Annotated in this window: 19 protein-coding genes; 12 read left to right on the top strand and 7 right to left on the bottom strand. The window is 63.8% G+C overall.

Annotated elements, in window-relative coordinates; translation table 11 throughout:
• Window positions 1-94: 94 nt before the first annotated feature.
• The 12 genes from HF916_RS22940 (at window position 95) to HF916_RS22885 (ending at window position 12775) form a co-directional block, all read left to right on the top strand.
• The gene (locus HF916_RS22940) at window positions 95-790 is read left to right on the top strand and encodes an SDR family NAD(P)-dependent oxidoreductase (RefSeq protein WP_168791085.1); all 696 of its coding nucleotides are present in this window, start codon (window positions 95-97) and stop codon (window positions 788-790) included.
• Window positions 790-1314 carry a bacteriohemerythrin gene (locus HF916_RS22935; protein ID WP_168792120.1) on the top strand — a complete coding sequence of 175 codons (525 nt, stop codon included), beginning with the start codon at window positions 790-792 and terminating at the stop codon, window positions 1312-1314. The genes HF916_RS22940 and HF916_RS22935 overlap by 1 nt, the downstream gene beginning before the upstream one ends.
• On the top strand, window positions 1311-2318 hold the full coding sequence (locus tag HF916_RS22930; RefSeq protein ID WP_168791084.1) for a fumarylacetoacetate hydrolase family protein: 1008 nt from the start codon (window positions 1311-1313) through the stop codon (window positions 2316-2318). The genes HF916_RS22935 and HF916_RS22930 overlap by 4 nt, the downstream gene beginning before the upstream one ends.
• The gene (locus HF916_RS22925) at window positions 2315-4633 is read left to right on the top strand and encodes a CoA transferase (protein ID WP_168791083.1); all 2319 of its coding nucleotides are present in this window, start codon (window positions 2315-2317) and stop codon (window positions 4631-4633) included. Before HF916_RS22930 ends, HF916_RS22925 begins: the two co-directional genes overlap by 4 nt.
• Window positions 4634-4653: 20 nt before the next feature.
• Window positions 4654-5391 carry an SDR family NAD(P)-dependent oxidoreductase gene (locus HF916_RS22920; protein ID WP_168791082.1) on the top strand — a complete coding sequence of 246 codons (738 nt, stop codon included), beginning with the start codon at window positions 4654-4656 and terminating at the stop codon, window positions 5389-5391.
• 36 nt (window positions 5392-5427) lie between these two features.
• Window positions 5428-6702 (top strand): acyl-CoA dehydrogenase family protein, encoded by a 1275-nt coding sequence (locus HF916_RS22915; RefSeq protein WP_168791081.1) that lies wholly within the window; start codon window positions 5428-5430, stop codon window positions 6700-6702.
• 19 nt (window positions 6703-6721) lie between these two features.
• Entirely contained in the window at window positions 6722-7774 is a 1053-nt protein-coding gene (locus tag HF916_RS22910; protein WP_168791080.1) for a phosphotransferase family protein, read from the top strand.
• 64 nt (window positions 7775-7838) lie between these two features.
• Complete coding sequence (locus tag HF916_RS22905) at window positions 7839-8609, top strand: SDR family NAD(P)-dependent oxidoreductase (RefSeq protein WP_168791079.1); 771 nt, start codon at window positions 7839-7841, stop codon at window positions 8607-8609.
• 15 nt (window positions 8610-8624) lie between these two features.
• Window positions 8625-9455 (top strand): SDR family oxidoreductase, encoded by an 831-nt coding sequence (locus HF916_RS22900; RefSeq protein WP_168791078.1) that lies wholly within the window; start codon window positions 8625-8627, stop codon window positions 9453-9455.
• Window positions 9456-9589: 134 nt separating this feature from the next.
• Window positions 9590-10615, top strand: coding sequence for an amidohydrolase family protein (locus tag HF916_RS22895; protein ID WP_168791077.1), 1026 nt, complete (start codon window positions 9590-9592; stop codon window positions 10613-10615).
• A gap of 111 nt (window positions 10616-10726) precedes the next feature.
• Window positions 10727-11671 carry a Rieske 2Fe-2S domain-containing protein gene (locus tag HF916_RS22890; protein ID WP_168791076.1) on the top strand — a complete coding sequence of 315 codons (945 nt, stop codon included), beginning with the start codon at window positions 10727-10729 and terminating at the stop codon, window positions 11669-11671.
• Between the two features lie 33 nt (window positions 11672-11704).
• Window positions 11705-12775: an oxygenase gene (locus HF916_RS22885; protein WP_240975473.1), complete on the top strand. Its 1071-nt coding sequence runs from the start codon at window positions 11705-11707 to the stop codon at window positions 12773-12775.
• Window positions 12776-12836: 61 nt separating this feature from the next.
• On the opposite strand, the gene HF916_RS22880 is transcribed toward HF916_RS22885, so the two are convergent.
• The 7 genes from HF916_RS22880 to HF916_RS22850 all read right to left on the bottom strand — a co-directional run bounded on the left by HF916_RS22880 (window position 12837) and on the right by HF916_RS22850 (window position 19022).
• Window positions 12837-13706 carry an alpha/beta hydrolase gene (locus HF916_RS22880; protein WP_168791075.1) on the bottom strand — a complete coding sequence of 290 codons (870 nt, stop codon included), beginning with the start codon at window positions 13704-13706 and terminating at the stop codon, window positions 12837-12839.
• Window positions 13707-13713: 7 nt separating this feature from the next.
• Window positions 13714-14319 carry a thiamine pyrophosphate-dependent enzyme gene (locus tag HF916_RS22875; protein WP_168791074.1) on the bottom strand — a complete coding sequence of 202 codons (606 nt, stop codon included), beginning with the start codon at window positions 14317-14319 and terminating at the stop codon, window positions 13714-13716.
• Window positions 14316-14852 carry a thiamine pyrophosphate-binding protein gene (locus HF916_RS22870; RefSeq protein WP_168791073.1) on the bottom strand — a complete coding sequence of 179 codons (537 nt, stop codon included), beginning with the start codon at window positions 14850-14852 and terminating at the stop codon, window positions 14316-14318. The genes HF916_RS22875 and HF916_RS22870 overlap by 4 nt, the downstream gene beginning before the upstream one ends.
• Window positions 14853-14974: 122 nt before the next feature.
• Window positions 14975-16453, bottom strand: coding sequence for an aldehyde dehydrogenase (locus HF916_RS22865; protein WP_168791072.1), 1479 nt, complete (start codon window positions 16451-16453; stop codon window positions 14975-14977).
• Window positions 16454-16493: 40 nt separating this feature from the next.
• The gene (locus tag HF916_RS22860) at window positions 16494-17267 is read right to left on the bottom strand and encodes a fumarylacetoacetate hydrolase family protein (protein ID WP_168791071.1); all 774 of its coding nucleotides are present in this window, start codon (window positions 17265-17267) and stop codon (window positions 16494-16496) included.
• 20 nt (window positions 17268-17287) lie between these two features.
• Complete coding sequence (locus HF916_RS22855; RefSeq protein WP_168791070.1) at window positions 17288-17938, bottom strand: RraA family protein; 651 nt, start codon at window positions 17936-17938, stop codon at window positions 17288-17290.
• Window positions 17939-18074: 136 nt separating this feature from the next.
• Window positions 18075-19022: a LysR family transcriptional regulator gene (locus tag HF916_RS22850; RefSeq protein ID WP_168791069.1), complete on the bottom strand. Its 948-nt coding sequence runs from the start codon at window positions 19020-19022 to the stop codon at window positions 18075-18077.
• Between the last annotated feature and the right edge of the window lie 55 nt (window positions 19023-19077).

Here is a 19077-nt window from a genome sequence, read left to right as displayed (position 1 = left end):
CGAAAAATGTATTAAATTAGCGAGAACGGCGCAGGGTTTTCCCGCCAGGGAAATCACTCAGAAGCCCGGTCAAACACAGGAGACAGGCGTTCTTATGCCGACCAATCAACTTATCCATCGCAGGGTCATCGTCACGGGCGGTCTTGGCGCGCTAGGGCGCCAGGTCGGCGTCGAACTGAGTGCGCGCGGGGCACGCGTCGCGCTGGTGGATCGCGCGGCAAGCGTGGCGATCGATGGTGTCGAAGCGGTATTCGGCGGTGTCGATCTCGGCGATGCAGTCAGTACCTCGAACGCGTTCGGGCAGATCGCCGAGCGGCTCGGCGGTATCGACGCGCTGGTCAACATCGCGGGCGGCTTCGCATGGGAAACGCTGGAGTCGGGCAGCATCGAAACATGGGACCGTCTCTATGCGATGAACGTGCGCACGGCGGCGATCGCTTCGCGTGAAGTCCTCGCGTATCTGCTGCGCGAGAAGAGCGCGCGCATCGTGAATGTCGGCGCGCTGGCCGCCTTGAAAGCGGGTGCGGGCATGGGCGCATATGCGGCGTCGAAGGCCGGCGTCGCGCGGCTCACCGAGGCGCTGGCCGAGGAATTGAAAGACCGTAACGTCACCGTCAATGCGGTGCTGCCGAGCATCATCGACACACCGGCGAATCGCGCGGATATGCCGGACGCCGATACGTCGCGCTGGGTCGCGGCGGACAAGCTTGCCGCTGTGATCGCATTCCTGCTGTCGGACGATGCCAGTGCGGTGACCGGCGCGTGTCTGCCGGTAGCGGGGCGCGTGTAATGGGCGCCGCGCTGTCTCCCGACCTGAACACACAGCGGCAGCCTGGTGCCACGCTGAGCTGGAACGACGGTTTCCTGCTCGGCTTCGCGCCGATGGACGAGACGCATCACGAGTTCGTCGATTGTGTCGCCGCTTTGCAGCGATGCGATGAAGCGTCCGTACCTGAGACGCTCGCGGCTTTCGAAAAGCATGCGGTTGCGCATTTCGCGCAGGAAGAGCAGTGGATGCAGCGCACCGGATTTCCCGCCGCCCAGTGCCACGCGGACGAACATGCGGCGGTTCTGCGCTCGGTGCGTGAAGTTGCACAGATGCTGCGCGACGGTGCCACTTGCCAGCTTGCGCGCGAACTGGCGCAGGCGCTCGCCGACTGGTTTCCCGGCCACGCCGATTATATGGACGCGGCCTTGTCCCACTGGATGAGCAAACGCACCCATGGCGGCCTGCCGGTCGTACTGCGACGCGCCATACCCGGCATCGCTGCCGCTGTGCCCGATTCATCTCTTCAAGCCGGAGCCATCCGATGAGACTCGTGACTTTTCAATTGGCCGACGGCGCGCAGCGCTCGGGCGCGCTGTTCGACAACGACCATGCGGTGCTGGATTTGCGCGAGGCGAGCCGCATCGTACGGGGCGGAGACGGCGTCGCGTTGGCGAGCGTGCAGGCGTTGCTGACCGGCGGCGATCCGTTGCTCGAAGAAGCCCGCGCGTTGCTGGCCCGCGCGCCCGCCGACGCAGTGCGCGAACGCAGCGCCGTGAAATTGCTAGCACCGATTCAACCGCCCACGCAGATGCGCGACTGCTCGTGCTTCGAACTGCATCTGCGGCAGAGCTTCGCTGCGGCTCGCCGCGCACGCGCCCTGCGCACGCCCGACCCGGAGGCGACGCTGAAGGCGATGAACACGCGCGCCGACGATCGCGTGATCGACACCTTCAACCGTCAACCGATCTACTACAAGTGCAACCGTTTCGCCGTGATCGGCCCCGACGACGACGTGATCTGGCCGGCCTATAGCCAGCTGCTCGACTTCGAACTGGAATTCGGCTGCTACATCGGGCAGCGCGCGAAAGACGTCTCGCGCGAGAACGCACGGGCTCACATCTACGGCTACACGATCTTCAACGACATCAGCGCGCGCGACGCTCAGGCCACGGAAATGGGCGGCATGCTAGGACCGGCCAAAGGCAAGGACTTCGACACAGCGAACGTGATGGGCCCGTGTCTCGTCACCGCTGATGAACTCGGCGACCCCTACGATCTGACGATGATCGCGCGCGTCAATGGTGAGGAATGGGGGCGCGGCAACACGCGCGACATGCGCTGGCAATTCGAAGATGTGATTGCGCATATCTCTCGCTCTGAGACCTTGCATCCGGGCGAGTTCCTGGGTTCGGGCACGGTCGGCAACGGTTGCGGACTCGAACAGCTCCGCTATCTGAAACCGGACGATGTAGTCGAGCTGGACGTGGAGGGGATTGGCATCTTGCGCAGCAGGATCGTGCGGCCGGTCGTGCAGGAAGTCGAGGCATGAGTGCCGTGCAAGGCGACGCCGGACAACCGGCGCAAAACACGCAGCCGGGTCTGCTAGCCGGTCTGAAGGTGATCGACTTTGCCACTGGACTTGCAGGCAGCGCCACCGCGCTGTATCTAGCCGAAGCCGGCGCGGACGTCGTGAAGATCGAGCGGCCACGCCATGAGTCCGAGCGCGACGCGGCGCTCTTTCATGTGCTCGATCGTGGCAAGCGCCGGGTGACCGATGGCGACGTCGCAGCCCAACGCGATCTGCTCGATAGCTTGTTGCCGGATGCGGATGTGCTGGTCCACGACCTCACGCCCGCCGAAGCCGCCGCATGGTTGCTGGACGACACGCAACTGCGGCAACGCCATCCGGCGCTGGTTGTCGCGAGCGTCGGTGGCTGGCCGCGCCGTCATGTGCTCGCCGATGCGCCGGTGCGCGAAACGTTGGTGCTGGCGCGTCTGGGCATTCTCGACGAACAGCCGGGGCACCGGCCTGGTCCCGTATTTATCCGCATGCCGTTCGCAAGCTGGATCGCGAGCTGGCTGAGCGCGGTCGGCGTCATGGCGCGGCTGATCGCGCGTGAACGTGACGGGCATGGCGGCATCGCGCACACGAGTCTCGCGCAAGCCGCGCTCGTCCCGATGACGATGCACTGGTCGCGCGCCGCGCAGCCCACGCCTGTTTTTGCCAAGGGACTCGACAAGAGCGTGCCGATTCCGCTGCATCGCTGCGCGGACGGCCGCTGGATTCACGTGCATTACTCGCCCGACGCCGCGCCGTGGATGGCCGAGGCGCTTGCCGCTATGGGTCCGGACGAGGTGGCGCGCGCGAATGCGCAGTGGCCGCCGAGCCATGTCGCGCCCAACTTCGGCGCGAACCGGGAAATCATCGCCACGCGCAACGCGCAGGACTGGGTCGAACATTTCTGGGCGCACGACGTCGCCGCGCAGATCGCCGCGCCGTTCGGCGAGATTTACGCTGATGAACAGGCGCGACTCAACGGCTATGTAGTCGGGGTGGACGATCCGGTTTTCGGCAAGACGTCTCAACCCGGACCGGCTTATCACGTCGATCCACCAGCACGTGTGCGTGGACCTTTGCAAGCGCCGATTGCAGCACGCGATATCGGCTGGTCGGACAAGAATCGTTTTAGTGCGACTGCTCGCGCGGATTTCTATGCCGCGAACGCAGCGCACGCGCCAGGTGCTGCGTTCGCTGCTTCACGTCCGCCCCTCGAAGGCCTCAAGGTCCTGGACCTCGGTGCTTATCTCGCCGGTCCGTTTGCCTGCATGGTGCTCGCCGACCTCGGCGCCGACGTCATCAAGGTCGAGCCGCCAGCGGGGGACGCGATGCGCCGCCTCGAACGCGCGTTCGCCGGCACGCAGCGCGGCAAGCGCGGACTCGCGCTGAAGCTCGGCGCCGAAGGCAGCAAACCGGTCATCGAGGCGCTCGCGAACTGGGCCGACATCGTTCATCACAACGTGCGCTTGCCGGCGGCGCGCAAGCTCGGCATCGCGCCCGACCAGTTGCGCGCGATCAAGCCGGCGCTCGTCTGCGCGCATGTCAGCTCGTATGGTCCGCAAGGTCCGCGCGCCGATTGGCCGGGATTCGATCAGTTGATGCAGGCAGCGGTGGGCTGGGAGACAGAATCGGGCGGAGAGGGCAATCCGCCGAGCTGGCTGCGCTTTGGTGTCGGCGATCATCTGGCGGCCTTGTCGTCGGTGTTCGCGGTGTTGCTCGCGCAGCTTGCGCGCATGCGGACCGGCGAGGGACAGGCGGTTGCCTCGTCGCTGCTCGGCGCGATGACGATGACCGCGAGCGAGGCTATCGCGATCGATCAGGAGCGCGCCTTGACGCCGATGGCGCATCTCGACGCGGGTCAGCACGGTATCGCGGCCACGCATCGCCTCTATCGCTGCAAGGATGGGTGGATCGCCGTGGCGGCACTGAGCGCAGCGGAAGCTGACGCCTTCACGCGGGTCGCTGGCAAAGAACCGGAAGCGACGTTTGCCGCGCTCGATGTAGCGGCGGCGCTGGGCGAGTTGCATGCAGCGGACGTACCCGCCGAGCCCGCATTGGAATCGCAAAGCGACGCGTTCCTCGACAGCGCCGAGCATGCCGCCGCCGGGCTGCATGCCACCTATGGGCACGCGGTGTACGGCTCGCTGCAGCAGATCGGCGCGCTCTGGGACTTCGACGACCTGCCGCTCGTCATCGAGCGGGCGCCGCCCGCGCTTGGCGAGCACAGCCGCGAGGTGCTGGAGATGCTGGGTTTCGACGCGCAACACATCGAAGAGCTGGTCAATCAGGGCGTCACGCGCATATGAGCGTCACGGAGACAAGGACAATGAACGAACTGGATTTCACCGGCAAGAACGTGCTGGTGGTGGGCGGATCGAGCGGCATCGGCAACGGAATCGCCCATGCATTCCTGCAACGTGGCGCGACGGTGCATGTGTGGGGCACGCGTGCTTCGGTCTCCGACTACGCCGATTCGATCGATTCGAATCTGAAGGGGCTGCATTACGCCCAGGTGGACGTGTCGGAGTCGGTCAATATCGAACGCTGCGAACTGCCGTTCGACAGGCTCGACGTGCTGGTGCAGGCGCAAGGCACGGTGCTCTACGACCGTCAGGAGTTCAAGACGCCGGGCTTCAAAAAGGTGCTCGACATCAACCTGACCAGCCTGATGGCTTGCGCGGACCGTTGCTTCGAATCGTTGAAAGCGGCGCGCGGCGCGATGATCATCGTCAGCTCGGCCGCGGCGTTCCATTCGACGCGTGGCAACCCCGCGTATAACGCGTCGAAAACCGGCGCCTTCGGTTTGACCCGCACGCTAGGCGAAGCGTGGGCGCGCGACGGTATCCGCGTGAACGGCATTGCGCCCGGACTCGTGGAAACCAAACTCACGCGCGTGACGACCGCCGATCCGAAGCGCCTCGAAGGCGCGCTGCGACGCATTCCGCTTGGCCGCCTCGGCACGCCCGCGGACATGGCCGGTGGCGCATTGTTCCTTGCGTCGCCGCTGTCGGCTTACATGCTTGGCCAGACCTTGCTGCTCGACGGCGGCATGTTGCTCGCCTGATCCTTGATTTGCACGCTTACTTCGAAAGGCAACCGCATGTCCTGGGACTTTGAAACCGATCCTGACTTTCAGGCCGAACTCGACTGGATCGAGCAGTTCGTGCGCGACGAAGTCGAACCGCTCGAACATGTATTGGGCAGCCCGTGGAATATCCACGACCCGAAGTTTCAGATGCTGGTGAAACCGCTGCAGCAACAGGTGAAGGATCGCAAGCTGTGGGCGTGCCACCTCGGCCCCGAACTCGGCGGCCCGGGTTACGGGCAGGTCAAGCTCGCGCTGATCAACGAGATTCTGGGGCGTGCCGTGTTCGCACCGATCGTATTCGGTTGTCAGGCGCCCGATTCGGGCAATGCGGAAATCCTCGCGCATTACGGCACCGAAGCGCAGAAGGCGCGTTATCTCGCGCCGTTGCTGGCGGGCGATATCGTCTCCTGTTTCGCGATGACTGAGCCGCAAGGCGGCGCCGATCCCAAGGTTTTCGCGACCCGTGCAGTGCGCGACGGCGACGACTGGGTGATCAGCGGGCAGAAATGGTTTGCGTCGAACGCGCGGTTCGCGGGCTTTTTCATCGTCATGGCGATCACCGATCCGGACGTCTCCGCCTACAAGGGCATGTCGATGTTCATCGTGCCGGCGGGCACCCCGGGCTTGGACATTCTGCGCAATGTGGGCATGGCCGACGAACCCGAAGCGACGCACGCGTATCTCGCCTTCGATCAGGTACGAGTGCCGGCCGACCATATGCTTGGCGCGCCCGGCGAAGCCTTCGTGGTCGCCCAGGTGCGGCTCGGCGGCGGCCGTGTGCATCACGCGATGCGGACCATCGGCCTCGCGCAGAAAGCGCTCGACGCCTTGTGCGAACGTGTGCTGTCCCGCCACACGCAGGGCAGCGTACTCGCGGACAAGCAGATGGTGCAGGAAAAGATCGCGGACTCGTGGCTCGAACTGGAGCAGTTCCGTTTGCTCGTGATGCGTACCGCGTGGCGCATCGATCGCTATCAGGATTACCAGAAGGTGCGCAAGGATATTGCCGCGGTGAAGGCCGCGATGCCGAAGGTGCTGCACGACATTGCGGCGCGTGCGCTGCATGTGCATGGTTCGATCGGCGCTTCAACGGAGATGCCGTTCGCCGGCATGATCTCGCGCGCCTTCCAGATGGGTCTCGCCGACGGCCCCACTGAAGTGCACAAAGTCACCGTCGCCAAACAGTTGCTGCGTGAATATGAACCGTGCGAGGAGCTGTTCCCCGCTTACCACCGGCCGACCGCGGCCGCGGCAGCCGAGCGGAAATTCCGCGCGGCGCTCGGCTAACCGCTCACAGGAGTAGGTGATGACGAATTCCGGCTGGCAAGCGGCCGTGGACCTCGAACGGCTCACGCAATGGATGGATGCGGCGCAACTCGAAAGCGGGCCGATTGTCGACGCGAACCCGCTCACGGGTGGCACGCAGAACATCTTGTTGCGCTTCCGGCGCGGGGCGCGCGAATTCGTTTTGCGTCGACCGCCTTTGCATGCGAGGCCGGAGGTGCGCGCGACCATCGCTCGCGAGGCACGCGTGCTGGGCGCGCTGGCGGAAACGGCGGTGCCGCATCCGAAGTTGTTCGGCGCGTGTGTCGACGACACGGTGCTCGGCGCTCCGTTCTATCTGATGGCGCCCGTGGAAGGCTTCAACGCTTCCGCTGCGGCGTTGCCGACATTTCATGCGCAGCCGCAAGCGCAAGAACGCATGGGCTACTCGATGGTGGATGCGCTGCTGCGGCTCGGCGAAGTCGATCCATTGGCCGTCGGTCTCGGCGACTTCGGCAAACCGCAAGGCTTTCTCGAACGCCAGGTCGCGCGTTGGCGCTCGCAACTGGAGCATTACCAGGTGCATGCGGGCTGGCCCGGTCCGGCCTCGTTGCCGGGTGTGGTCGAGGTCGCGGAGTGGCTCGAAGCGAATCGCCCCGCGCCGTCGCGCACTGGCATCCTGCACGGCGATTTCCATCTGGCAAACGTGATGTTCCGCAACGACTCGGCGGAACTCGCAGCGATCATCGATTGGGAACTGGCGACCGTCGGCGATCCACTGCTCGATCTCGGCTGGCTGGTGGCGACGTGGCCGGATGCCGAGGGCCAAGGCGCGGGAACGATTCGCGTCACGCCGTGGCTCGGGTTTCCGGGCGCCGCCAAACTGGTCGACTATTACCGCGAGCGCAGCGATCGTGATTTATCCGCGATCGATTGGTACGTCGTGCTCGCGCGCTTCAAGCTCGGCATTCTGCTTGAAGGGAGTTATGCGCGGTCGTGCGCGGGTCAGTCATCGACGGAGTTGGGGGGCAAGCATCATGCGTCGGCGGTGCGCCTGCTTGGACAGGCCAAAGATCTGATTGCGCAGCTCGCATAGCGTGTGGCGCTTGCCTCGGCTCATAGCGCATTCGATACGAACAGAACAGAACACGGAGACAGACATGGATATCCGGAACAAACGTGTGATCGTGACCGGCTCGGCGAGCGGTATCGGCGCAAGCGCGGTGAAGGCGCTGGTCGCAGCGGGCGCGAAAGTGGCGGCACTCGATCTGAACGACGAAGCGGGCCGCAACATCGCCGCTGAGGCATCCGCAATGGGCCCAGGCGAGGCGCATTATTTCCGCTGCGACGTCAGCCAGCGCGCGCAAGTCGACGACGCATTCAGCGCTGCGGTGGAGCGCATCGGCGGGCTCGACGCGCTCGTGAATATTGCCGGCGTCGAGCGCAAGTCGCCGGCTGAGTCGATTACCCAGGAAGACTGGGACCTGATGTTCGACGTCAACGCGCGCGGCACGCTCAATACCAATCAAGCGGCCTTCGCGCATCTGAAAGAACATGGCGGGCACATTATCAATTTCGCGTCGGCGGCGGGCGTGATGGGCGTGCCGGGGCTCGCGCACTATTCGGCGGCCAAGGCGGCGGTGCTCGGCTGGACGCGCACGGCGGCGAAGGAGTGGGGCAAATACGGCATCACGGTCAATGCTTTGGCCCCTGCCATGTGGACCCCGATGTATGAGAAATTCCGCGCCCGGCTGGACGCCGAACAACTCGCCGCGCACGACGCTTTCATGGCGCAGCAGATTCCGCTCGGCGGGCGCCTCGGCGATCCCGATACGGCGATGGCGCCCGTGCTGCTCTTTCTTGTCAGCGACGGCGCGAACTTCATTACCGGACAGACGCTGGCGGTCGACGGCGGCCTGATGATCCCTTGAGCGCGGCGGCACCCCATGACTGAACGTTTGCAAGGCCAGGTTGCATTGATTACTGGCGCAGCCAGCGGCATAGGCGCGGCGACGGCCCGGCGCATGTCGGCCGAAGGCGCCACCGTCGTGCTAGCCGATATCGATGCCGACGCCGGTGCTTCGTTAGCGCGGGAACTGACGCGTGCCTCGTTCGTCCGCACCGACGTGAGCATTGAAGCGCAGATCGCTCAGGCGGTCGAGCATGCGTTGCAACGGTATGGGCGGCTCGACTGCATGGTGAACAACGCGGGGCTGGTGGGCGCGTTCGGCTCAATCCTCGACACCGACGCCGCCGCCTGGCACGCCACGCTCGCTGTGCTGCTCGATAGCGTGTTTTACGGCATCAAGCACGCCGGTCGCGCGATGGTGCGGCAAAAGAGCGGCTGCATTCTCTCGGTAGCGAGTACCGCTGGTGTGATCGGCGGACTCGGCCCGCATGCGTACACCACGGCCAAACACGGTGTGATCGGACTCACGCGATCAGCCGCCTCGGAACTCGCCCCGCATGGCGTGCGCGTCAACGCGGTGGCGCCGGGTACGACCGTCACCAACATGATCGTGCAGGGTCGCGGGAGTCTCGAAGCCGCACTCGACGCAGCCGCCACGGCATCGCCGCTCGGCACACCGCTGATGCCCGAAGAAATCGCTGCGTCGCTCGTCTACCTGGCGAGCGACGATGCGCGCCATATCACCGCGCACACTTTGGTGGTCGATTCCGGTGTCACGGCGGCGGGCGCATCGGGCAGCGGCCAGTTTCATCAGCGTGCGGCAGGTTTCATGGGCCGCATGCCGGGAGCAGCAGATCGAACTAATTGAGCTTGGCGCGCCGCGCGTTGACGCGCCATGCACGCATTTCGAACATCACGCCATCGCGCGCATCACATTCGCGTAGCGACGGCGTCCATAAACGGCCGTACACCGCGATACCCCGCCATACAGGAGAAAGACCCATGCTGATCGACGTCCACGCCCATCTTTTCACCCCCGCGATGCTTAAGCGCCATGAGTTCTGGGGCCCCTTCATGAAGACCAAAGGACTGACCGTCGGTCATTTTTCGCTCGGCACGACGCAACCGTCGAAAGCGCGCGACGACGACGAAGCCGAAGCAAACCTGCTCGCGCGCATGACGCATGACGCGCGCCGCAAGCTGATGACGGAGCGCGGCGTCGACAAGCTGGTGCTGTCCACGCCGTCGCACGCGTTCATGTATTGGGCCGGCGAATTCGGCGACGAATACGCGCGTATCTGCAATGATGAACTGTCCGCGTTCTGTGCAAAGGATCCGGATCACTTCGCGTTCTGGGCTCATGCAAACCTCGCCAACCCGGCAGAAGCTGCACGCGAAATCGAGCGCGCGGTGACGCAACTCGGTGCCAAGGGCGTGTGCGTGGGCGGCGCCAATTTCAATGGTCTTGAAGCGCACAGCGAGGAACTGTTCCCGGTGTGGGAGCAACTCGAAAAACTCGACGCGCCGATCATGGTGCACGGTTTCAACCAGTCCATTTACTGGGGCGAAAAGCATACCGACGATAAGTTCGAGACCACCTCGATCGTCGGCGACTGTTTCGATGAAACGCTGTTCTTCTGGAATCTGATCAACGGCGGTGCGCTCGATACGTTCCCTGGCTTGAAGACCTACATCACGCACGCCGGCGGCATGGCGATTTTCCAGCTTGGACGCCTGAACGATCTCAACCGCGTGATGGCGCCGGACTCGCGCAACAAGCGTCCGGTAATGGACTATCTGCCGAATTTTTTCTTCGACCTCGATGTGCATGCAAGCGGTTTGCGCCGCGGCGTGGTGGAGGTGGTCGGCGTGGACAACCTGGTGTACGGCACGAATTTCGGGGGCGCCTATGACCACGGTGATCTGACCGAGGGGCTCGGACTATCGGAGACGGATCGCGAGAAGATCCGCAGCGGCAACGCCATTAAGTTGCTGAAGCTCGACGTTAGCGAGCAGGTGGCCGCCTGAAGCGATAGCGCGGGGAAACACGCGACGCGCAAGGAAGTCTGTAACGCGAGCCGGTGCGATGCCCTGTTGCATCTACCGGCGAGCCTCGATAAAAAAGACGGAGACACGCGCATGACGACAGGCAACTGGTGGACGGCGAGCCTTCGCGAATCGGTGAACGGCGAGAAGCCGCTCGCGGTGGTGTGCAACGGTGAGGCACTCGTGCTGTTCCGCAATGCGGCTGGCGAATTGTGCGCGCTTGAGGACCGGTGTCCGCATCGGCGCGTGCCGCTTGCACTCGGCACGGTCACGCCGAAGGGTCTGCAATGCGGCTATCACGGCTGGACCTTCAACGGCACGACCGGCATGTGCACCGAGATTCCGAATCTGCGCGAGGATGAGCGCGTTCCGTCGCGGTATGGCGCGCGGGCTTATCGGGTTGCTGAAAGTGGCGGCTTCGTGCACGTATGGCTAGGCGAGGGGAATCCCGCCGACTCGCCGTTGCCGGGTGCGGACTATCAGCCGCGAGGCGCCGAGTTCAGCGGCACGGCGGTCGTCAATATCGCGCACGACGAGTATCTCGCTGCGATGCTCGATGGCCCCGAATGTCTGCTTGAATTCGCCAGCGTGCGCATGACCGATTTCTTCCTCGGCGATCCCCGCGTGGAAGCAGGACATCTCGTGGTCGATCGCGGCGCGGTGTGGAAGTCGCGGATGTTGCCGCCGGCTTTCGTTGTGGATCATCCGCTGATCGTGCGCACGGCGGTGCCGCTCGAAGGCGGCACGATCCGCGTCGAACTGCTGGACGCGGACGAAGCGCCGCTCGTGACTATGTGTATCGCCTCCAGTGCCAATCGGCGCGGCACCACCAGCCTGTGCTGGCGCGGCTTCAGACACGACAGGCGCGTTGGCGGTGCGCCGCTGCGCTGGTATCTCGCGCGGCTTCGCGCACGCGCGCCGTTCCGGATCCATCGAAAGATCGGCGGTGCCGCGTTGGCTGCGTTGCTGGTGGCGCCGTCGCGTGATCTGGCCACGGCACGCGCGGCGCGGCGTCCACCGCTGAGCGAGGCAGCCTGAGTGGCCTTCCATTTCGACAAGGAGCATCGCACGATGAATGCCGTTACCGAAACACTCGCCGCCGACGTGGCCAATACCGCCGGCAACCCCGCTGTCACACCATCGAGATCCGCGCGCCGCGACTGGACACCACTCAACTACGATCTGCGCGACGCCTGGTTCCCCGTTTCACATAGCCGCGACGTGACGGAAAAGCCGATTCGCCGCATCGTCCATTCGCAGCCGTATTTTCTGTGGCGGGACCACACGGGTAAGCCGTTCGCCGCCGAGTTCCGTCCCGAGCAACTGGAACAGCGTCGTGCACAGGCCCGCGCGTTCACTGGCGGCTCGGCTTGCTATCCCGTGGTCGAGCGCTACGGCTATATCTGGGCGTGGTACGGCAATCCGGATCGCGCCGATGCGCAATTGCTGCCGCACATCCCGTTTCTGCCGCTCGACGGCAGCTTGCCCGGCTATACGCAACGCACGGTGCGCTTCGATTCGACCTCGGCACTCTCGATCGAAAATCTGATCGATCTCACGCACGCCGACTTTCTGCATGCGAACACGATTGGCGACGGGAACTCCGAGTCCGACATCGTCGAAACGGAATGGACTTCGGAGACGGTCACGCGCACCCGCATCGTTACGCAGAAGTCAGTCGCGCCGATCATGCGATGGGTCGGCGGCGTGCGTGCGAAGTACCAGGATTTTCGTGCGGTGCTGCACGTGCATTTGCGCAGCAACGTGTGCATTTCCTACCCACGTTTCCGGCCCGGCTACGACGTGCCGAATCTGCAACCTTTCGTGCCGGTAGGCCGCCATCGCTCACGCTGTGACGTCACCTTCAATACGACAGCGGCGCCGATTCCGTTGCGCTACGTGATGCCGCGAATCGCGTTCGTGATCCAGCCGCAGGACAACTCGGTGATCCGGCCGCAGAACGAGCGCTATTTCGATCCGGACGATCGACTCGATCTGCATTCGCGTTTCGACGCACCGGGTACGCGCTATCGCTTCCTGATGGATCAACTGGTGCAACGGCAGGCGCGCGGCGACTTCTCCTACGGATCGGACGCGGAACCGGGACGCGATATCCGCGCGCTGCTTGGCATGGTGGATTGACACGGTTCCGCGGGCGAAAGCGAATGAGGAGAGTGGGCGGGCATGACGCCCGCGCACTTCGCTAACGCGAGCGGATGAACTCGCGGCAGAGTTCGAAGAATGGATGAGTGCGGTTCGCGAAGGCCTGTACCACGTCGAAATGATCGCAGTCGTCGATCCGATAATGTGGCATGAAACGCTGCGCATTGGCGAATGCCATTTCGTAAGCGCGGGCCTGCTGATGAAACGCCGGTGTTTCGGCGCCGCCCACCGCGATCAGCTGCCGCGCGTCGGTCGCGGGCGGATGCCGGAGCGCGCTCACGGCGCGTGCCTGCTCACGGTCGAGCCGCAAGCCTTCGTTGATCGAGGTCTCGCACAGCGGCTCCAGGTCGAACAATGCCGAGATCAGGATCGCGCCGGTGAGCATCTGCTTTGGCAAATCATCGCCGAGGGTATCCCAGTGCGTGGCCATGATTCGCGCGGCCAGATGGCCGCCCGCCGAATGGCCGCTGACGAACCAGCGCTCGCGCGAGCATTCGAGTTCGCCGGCGTGACGCCATAGCCACGCCACGGCCCGCTGCGACTGGGCGACGATTTCTTCGACCGAAACCGCCGGGCACAGTGTGTAATTCACCAGCACGACCGATACATCTTCGGCCACGAACGGTTCGGCCACGAAGCTGTACACTGACTTGTCGCCACGTTGCCAGAAGCCGCCGTGAAAGAAGATCAGCAGCGGCGCATCAGCGGACGCGGCGGGAAAGTAGTCCAGACGATCCCGTTCGCCCGGACCGTACGCCACATCCAGTTGCGCGCCGGGCAAGCGCCTGAAGGCGGCTGAACGTGTCAACCATTCCGGCAGCAGGCTGGCCTCGAAATCGGGGCGCAGCAGGCGCATGTTGTATTGCGCTTCAAGTTCGGTGGACCGTGGAGTCGTTGTGGAAGGCGTCATGGCGTGATCACAGCGGAGCGAATCCGAGTGCGTGACGGAAACGATTCTTCACGAAGACACCATCGCGTGAGGGCAACGCGCGCGGAAACTCGTCCGCTTTGATGTGCACCTGCGCGAAGTTAAGGCCGGCTCGCGCATTGATCCGGGCGGCCAACGCGTCGACACCGTCGAGCGAGTGGATTTCGGCGGCCTGTTCGATGCCACATGCGCGCGCCACCTGTGCGAGCCTGGTGCCAAGACTGCTGTGGCTACGCTGCATGCCAGTCTCGCCGAAGTGACCATTGTCGAGCACGACTAAGGACAGATTCGGTGGCTGTTGTGCGCCGGCGGTCGCGAGACTGCCGACACCCATCAACTGTTCGCCGTCGCCGGTTATCGCCAGCACGGGGCGCTCGGGTTGCGCGAGTGCGAGACCCAACGCGATGGAGGTCGAGCCGCCCATCGCGCCCCACAGATAGAAGTAACGGTCCGAGTCGCCGGAGGCGAAGACGTCGTAAGTAGGCGAACCGAGACCCGTCACCACCAGCGCGTCCGGGCACAGCGCGAGCAGACGCGCGACGAATTCGCGTCGATCGATCGACGCGGAGGAAGAGGTCGAAGACGAGGCGTTCATTTGTGCTCCCACTTTTTGCGTCCGATCAGGCGCTGCGACAGCAGCACGGCAACTTGCTGACCGCCCTCGAAGGCAGCGTCGAGTCCGGCGGACACCATGTCTTCGACTTCTTCCGGCGTGGAGGCGCGAAGCACGGTGATCCCCATCAGTTCAAGCGCCGCCTGGGTGGCCTGGCCCATCGGGCATTGCCAGGGGTTGAACTCCGCATACTCGCCGCGCATCGTCACCAGCGTCAGAAACGGGAAGCGACAGCTCTGCAAGAGCGAGAACATGTTCACGCAATTGCCCACGCCGCTGCTTTGCATCAGCAGCACCGCGCGTTGGCCGCCGAGCCATGCGCCGCTCGTGAGCGCGACGCCTTCCTCTTCGGTGGTGAGCACGATGTCGCGCATCTGCGGATCCTGCTGGACGCGGCGAATCACGTGCGCATGGCCGGCATCCGGCACATAAGCGACCTGGCGCACGCCGCCGCTCTTCAAAATGGAGAAAATGTTCTCTTGCCAGTTCGATACTGGCGACTCGGTTGTGCTCATGTCTCCTCGTGCATCCGTAAATGAGTAACGCTATGCTAGGGTGAGAGGCGGGTGCCGCGCCAATAACAAAGGTTGCTGGTGTTATCAGCTTTTGGCATGGACGCAGGCGGCGCCATACGCCCTCAACGCATCACGAACGGATTGGCGCTGCCTGCACCCGTGTTGATCCACACGCTTTTGGTTTGCAAGTACTCGTGGATTGCCTGGGCGCCGTTCTCGCGCCCAAGGCCCGAGTCTTTATAACCGCCGAAGGGCGACATGAAGCTGACCGCGCGATAGGCATTGACCCACACCGTGCCCGCTTGCAGCCGCTCCGACACGCGGAACGCGCGGCCAATGTCGGATGTCCAGACGCCTGACCCAAGTCCGAAGCGCACGTCATTGGCAATGCGCAGCGCGTCGTCTTCGTCCGTGAAGCGAATGATCGAGAGGACCGGGCCGAACACCTCTTCCTGGGCGATGCGCATGCCGTTGTCGACGTCGCCGAAAATAGTCGGCTCGACGAACCAGCCGCGTCCGCATTCGGGTCGCGTGCCGGCGCTGCCACCAAGCAGAAGCGTGGCGCCTTCGCTCCGTGCGGTATCGATGTAGCGGAGCACCTTGTCGTATTGCGGGCGCGTGGTGATCGGGCCGATCTGCGTATCGGGCGACATCGGATCGCCCATGCGCGCGGTGCGAGCGAGCTTCAACAGTCGCTCGACGAATGTGTCGTAGATCGAGTCCTGCAGCAGTAACCGTGAACCTGCAATGCAGGTTTGCCCCGTCGCGGCAAAGATGCCGGCGACCGCGCCGTTCACGGCGTCGCCGAGATTCGCGTCGGCGAAGACAATGTTCGGTGACTTGCCGCCCAACTCCAGACTCACGTGTTTGAAGTGACGCGCGGCGGTCTCGTTGATCGCGCGGCCGGTGCTGTCCGCGCCGGTGAAGGTGATCTTGCGCACCAGCGGATGCTCGACGAGCGCCGCGCCGACATCGCGTCCGAAACCCGTCACGACGTTGACCACCCCGGGTGGAAACCCGGCTTCCGCAAACAGCTTGACGAATTCCAGCGTGGACGCCGAAGTGAATTCGGATGGTTTGATCACGACCGTGCAACCCGCCGCGAGCGCCGGTGCAATCTTCCATGCCGTGAGCAGCAATGGCGAGTTCCACGGCGTGATCGCGGCGACTACGCCGAGCGGTTCATGGCGCGTAAAGTTGAAAAAGCCCTTTTTATCGAGCGGAATCACGCTGCCTTCGATCTTGTCCGCGAGACCGCCGAAGTAATAGAACCACTGTGGAATGTAGTTCAGTTGCCCGGCCATTTCGGCAAACAGCTTGCCGTTGTCGCGCACTTCAGTGGCCGCGAGTTTTTGCGCGTCGCGTGCGATCAGATCGCCCAGACGGCGCAACAGCTCGCCGCGTTGCGTCGCGGTCAATTGCGGCCACGCGCCGCTCGTGAAGGCGCGGTGCGCGGCCTGAACGGCCAGATCGGCATCGACGGCGGAGCCTTCCGCGATTTCCGCCCAGACGTCGCCGGTATAGGGGTTATACGACTCGAACCAACGTTGGCTCTGGGGCAGCGAATCCTCGCCGTCGATGTAATGTGCGTAGCGTTGCATGTCGATTCCTGTTTCGAAAGAGGGCGCTGAGGTGAGCCGTTCAAGCGGCTTCGTCGACGACCGGGTTGCTCAGCGTGCCGATGCCTTCGATCGTGATCTCGCAGATATCGCCGCCATTCAGCGGGCCGACGCCCGATGGCGTGCCGGTGAGAATCACGTCGCCGGGCAGCAGGGTGACCGCCTGACTCAGATAGGAGACGATGAAGGGCACAGAGAAGAGCAGATCCGACGTGTTGCCGTCCTGGCGCTTCGTTCCGTTGACGCTCGACTGCACACGTAGATCTCCGGCGCCGAGTCCCGTGGCGATGACGGGCCCAAGCGGGCAAAAGGTATCGAAGGCCTTGCCGACCAGCAAACACCCGTAGCCCATTTCGCGGTTCTGGATCACGCGTTCGCTTACGTCGTTGGCGCAGGTGTAGCCGAACACGTAGTCGAGCGCATTGGCGGCATCGATACGGCGGCCCTTTTTGCCGATTACGATGGCCAGCTCTGCCTCGTGATGAACCATCTGGGCCTCGCGTGGCCGCACGATAGCTTCATCCGGGCCGATCGCCGCCGTACTCGGCATCATGAAGAACTGCGGAATCTCGGGTGTCTTCGCGCCGGCCTCGGCGATATGACCGATGTAGTTCATGCCCACGGCGAACAATCGCGGGGCGGGCAGCGGGCAGAGGAGCGTCGCATCGGCGAGCGCATCCGTCTGGCCGACCGGCGTAATGCCGTCGAAGGGCGAGCCGCTCAGGCGCTCCAGATGCTCGCCTTCGAGCACGCCGTAGTGGACGGCATCATGCAATTGATAGCGGGCGATTTTCACGGGGGTCTCCTGAGGTTGTGCTACAGCTTGCCGAACTCGAGGAAGGCGTCATACGGATCGCGGCCGCTGCGGATCGCGGTGCGCATGCGCGAATCCGTGCTCATTGTCTTGACCGTTTCGGTGATAACGAACTCTGCGTGTTCACGCTCGATCAGCAGCGTGCCATCGCGATCGCCGAGAACGTAATCCCCAGGCGACACCGTCACGCCGCCAATGACCACCGGAACATCGGTGGCCTCCAGCCGCCAACTGCCGACGATGTCGATCGGGCTGGTATAGCGGGCAAAGACCGGAAAGCCGATGGCCTCGATTTCGTCCGCATCGCGTGAACCGCCGTCGATGTAATAACCGCGGATGCCCCGCTGTTTGAGGGCCTCGGCGGCGAGATCGCCCATTGCCGAGCGCGCATGGTCATGCGGCTGGCACACGACAACGTGGTCGCGCGGCGCGCCTGAAAGCACTTTGGAAATGAACAATTCGAGCGACTCGCTCACCGAGATGGTCGGGTCGGAGCGGCCGGTCACGGTAAATACCGGCCCGGCGATTTTCATATTGGACGCGAGGCCTTTGATATCGCGCGGCAGTTCGTGGACGGGCAGGCCGTGAATGCGCAGGACATCAAAAAGGCCGGGCGTGTTGCAGGTGGCCAGTTGATCGGCGAGTGAGGTCATTGGAGTTCTCTTGGCCAAAGGGCGGATATCGCGGATGTGCGCACACGGTGTCGTGTCTCCTGGCGGCGCATCCGCGGCTAAGGGATTCTAGGAGCCGCATCGGCGGCATGTCGAATCACAAAAGTTGATGCTTCGATCAGTCCGGGGTATGGCTGGGTCCGATCCACCGCGCGCCTTCCCACGCGCCGCTGCAAGCGATTTCTCTCACGCAGTTCTGCAGTACGGTGGTCGCGCATCTAACCGCTGTGGACGACCTTCTCGTCGTCGGGATCGCCAGATAAATCCGCCTTAAAAAGGCTTCACCGTCGATCCGCGCAGCGCTGAACACCCCACGCTCGATCTCCTGCTGAACGGCAACACGAGGCATCACCGTCGCGCCGTATCCCTGCGCAACTAACGCTTTCTGCACACTCAAAGCGTTGGTCTCGGCAGCGAAGGTGATCCCGACTCCGGCCACTGCACAGGCATGTTCGACGAGACTGCGCAGCCGATGCGGGGCACTCGGCAGAACCAGTGGTGCTTCTCCAAGTGCCGCGACGGAAACCGGATAGTCGTCGCTCAAGCCAATCGACGCCAACCCGACAAGGCTCAGCGACTCTTCGACCAAGGGCTTGATATCCAGAGCCGGCGAAGCCGCCGGGTCGTAAAGCAGCGCGGCGTCGATCTCGCCACTTTCGAGCCAGCGCAGTAGATGGTCGGTATAACCCACTGACAGCGAAACCCGTATCTGCGGAAATGCCCGCTGTAAAGCGCCTACCAGCGGCGCGGTCAGCAATTCGCAGCTACTAGGCAGCAGGCCTAAGCTCACCGCGCCGGACACGAGTCCAGGCGTCGGCCGGATCTCCTGTTGTGCCGACTCCAATTCACGCAATGCTCGTCGCGCGCGATCGAGCAGGATATGACCCGCTTCGGTCAACTGCATGCCGCGGCGATCCCGTTCGAACAACGGTGCGCCTACGTCGTCCTCGAGCAACTTCAATTGCCGCGATACGGCGGGCTGAACGATATGCAGCAATTCGGCGGCGCGCGTCGCACTGCCTGTGTCGGCGATCGCGAGGAAAGTGCGAATCTGACGGATATCCATAGCAAGTCCAGTAGTTCAAACACATGCTGCATACAACCGGCGAACACGCATGTCA

Source organism: Paraburkholderia aromaticivorans (assembly GCF_012689525.1).
Taxonomy (GTDB): Bacteria; Pseudomonadota; Gammaproteobacteria; order Burkholderiales; family Burkholderiaceae; genus Paraburkholderia; species Paraburkholderia aromaticivorans_A.
Note: the sequence above shows the minus strand (reverse complement) of the source record. Positions and strands in the feature narration are given on the sequence as shown.

Excerpts from the sequence above, each read along its gene's own strand:
- HF916_RS22935 (WP_168792120.1), top strand. The coding sequence starts at position 790 with ATGGGCGCCGCGCTGTCTCCCGACCTGAACACACAGCGGCAGCCTGGT.
- HF916_RS22865 (WP_168791072.1), bottom strand. The coding sequence starts at position 16,453 with ATGCAACGCTACGCACATTACATCGACGGCGAGGATTCGCTGCCCCAG.
- HF916_RS22925 (WP_168791083.1), top strand. The coding sequence starts at position 2,315 with ATGAGTGCCGTGCAAGGCGACGCCGGACAACCGGCGCAAAACACGCAG.
- HF916_RS22905 (WP_168791079.1), top strand. The coding sequence starts at position 7,839 with ATGGATATCCGGAACAAACGTGTGATCGTGACCGGCTCGGCGAGCGGT.
- HF916_RS22910 (WP_168791080.1), top strand. The coding sequence starts at position 6,722 with ATGACGAATTCCGGCTGGCAAGCGGCCGTGGACCTCGAACGGCTCACG.
- HF916_RS22855 (WP_168791070.1), bottom strand. The coding sequence starts at position 17,938 with ATGACCTCACTCGCCGATCAACTGGCCACCTGCAACACGCCCGGCCTT.
- HF916_RS22900 (WP_168791078.1), top strand. The coding sequence starts at position 8,625 with ATGACTGAACGTTTGCAAGGCCAGGTTGCATTGATTACTGGCGCAGCC.
- HF916_RS22880 (WP_168791075.1), bottom strand. The coding sequence starts at position 13,706 with ATGACGCCTTCCACAACGACTCCACGGTCCACCGAACTTGAAGCGCAA.
- HF916_RS22895 (WP_168791077.1), top strand. The coding sequence starts at position 9,590 with ATGCTGATCGACGTCCACGCCCATCTTTTCACCCCCGCGATGCTTAAG.
- HF916_RS22870 (WP_168791073.1), bottom strand. The coding sequence starts at position 14,852 with ATGAGCACAACCGAGTCGCCAGTATCGAACTGGCAAGAGAACATTTTC.
- HF916_RS22930 (WP_168791084.1), top strand. The coding sequence starts at position 1,311 with ATGAGACTCGTGACTTTTCAATTGGCCGACGGCGCGCAGCGCTCGGGC.
- HF916_RS22875 (WP_168791074.1), bottom strand. The coding sequence starts at position 14,319 with ATGAACGCCTCGTCTTCGACCTCTTCCTCCGCGTCGATCGATCGACGC.
- HF916_RS22940 (WP_168791085.1), top strand. The coding sequence starts at position 95 with ATGCCGACCAATCAACTTATCCATCGCAGGGTCATCGTCACGGGCGGT.
- HF916_RS22885 (WP_240975473.1), top strand. The coding sequence starts at position 11,705 with ATGAATGCCGTTACCGAAACACTCGCCGCCGACGTGGCCAATACCGCC.
- HF916_RS22915 (WP_168791081.1), top strand. The coding sequence starts at position 5,428 with ATGTCCTGGGACTTTGAAACCGATCCTGACTTTCAGGCCGAACTCGAC.
- HF916_RS22920 (WP_168791082.1), top strand. The coding sequence starts at position 4,654 with ATGAACGAACTGGATTTCACCGGCAAGAACGTGCTGGTGGTGGGCGGA.
- HF916_RS22890 (WP_168791076.1), top strand. The coding sequence starts at position 10,727 with ATGACGACAGGCAACTGGTGGACGGCGAGCCTTCGCGAATCGGTGAAC.
- HF916_RS22850 (WP_168791069.1), bottom strand. The coding sequence starts at position 19,022 with ATGGATATCCGTCAGATTCGCACTTTCCTCGCGATCGCCGACACAGGC.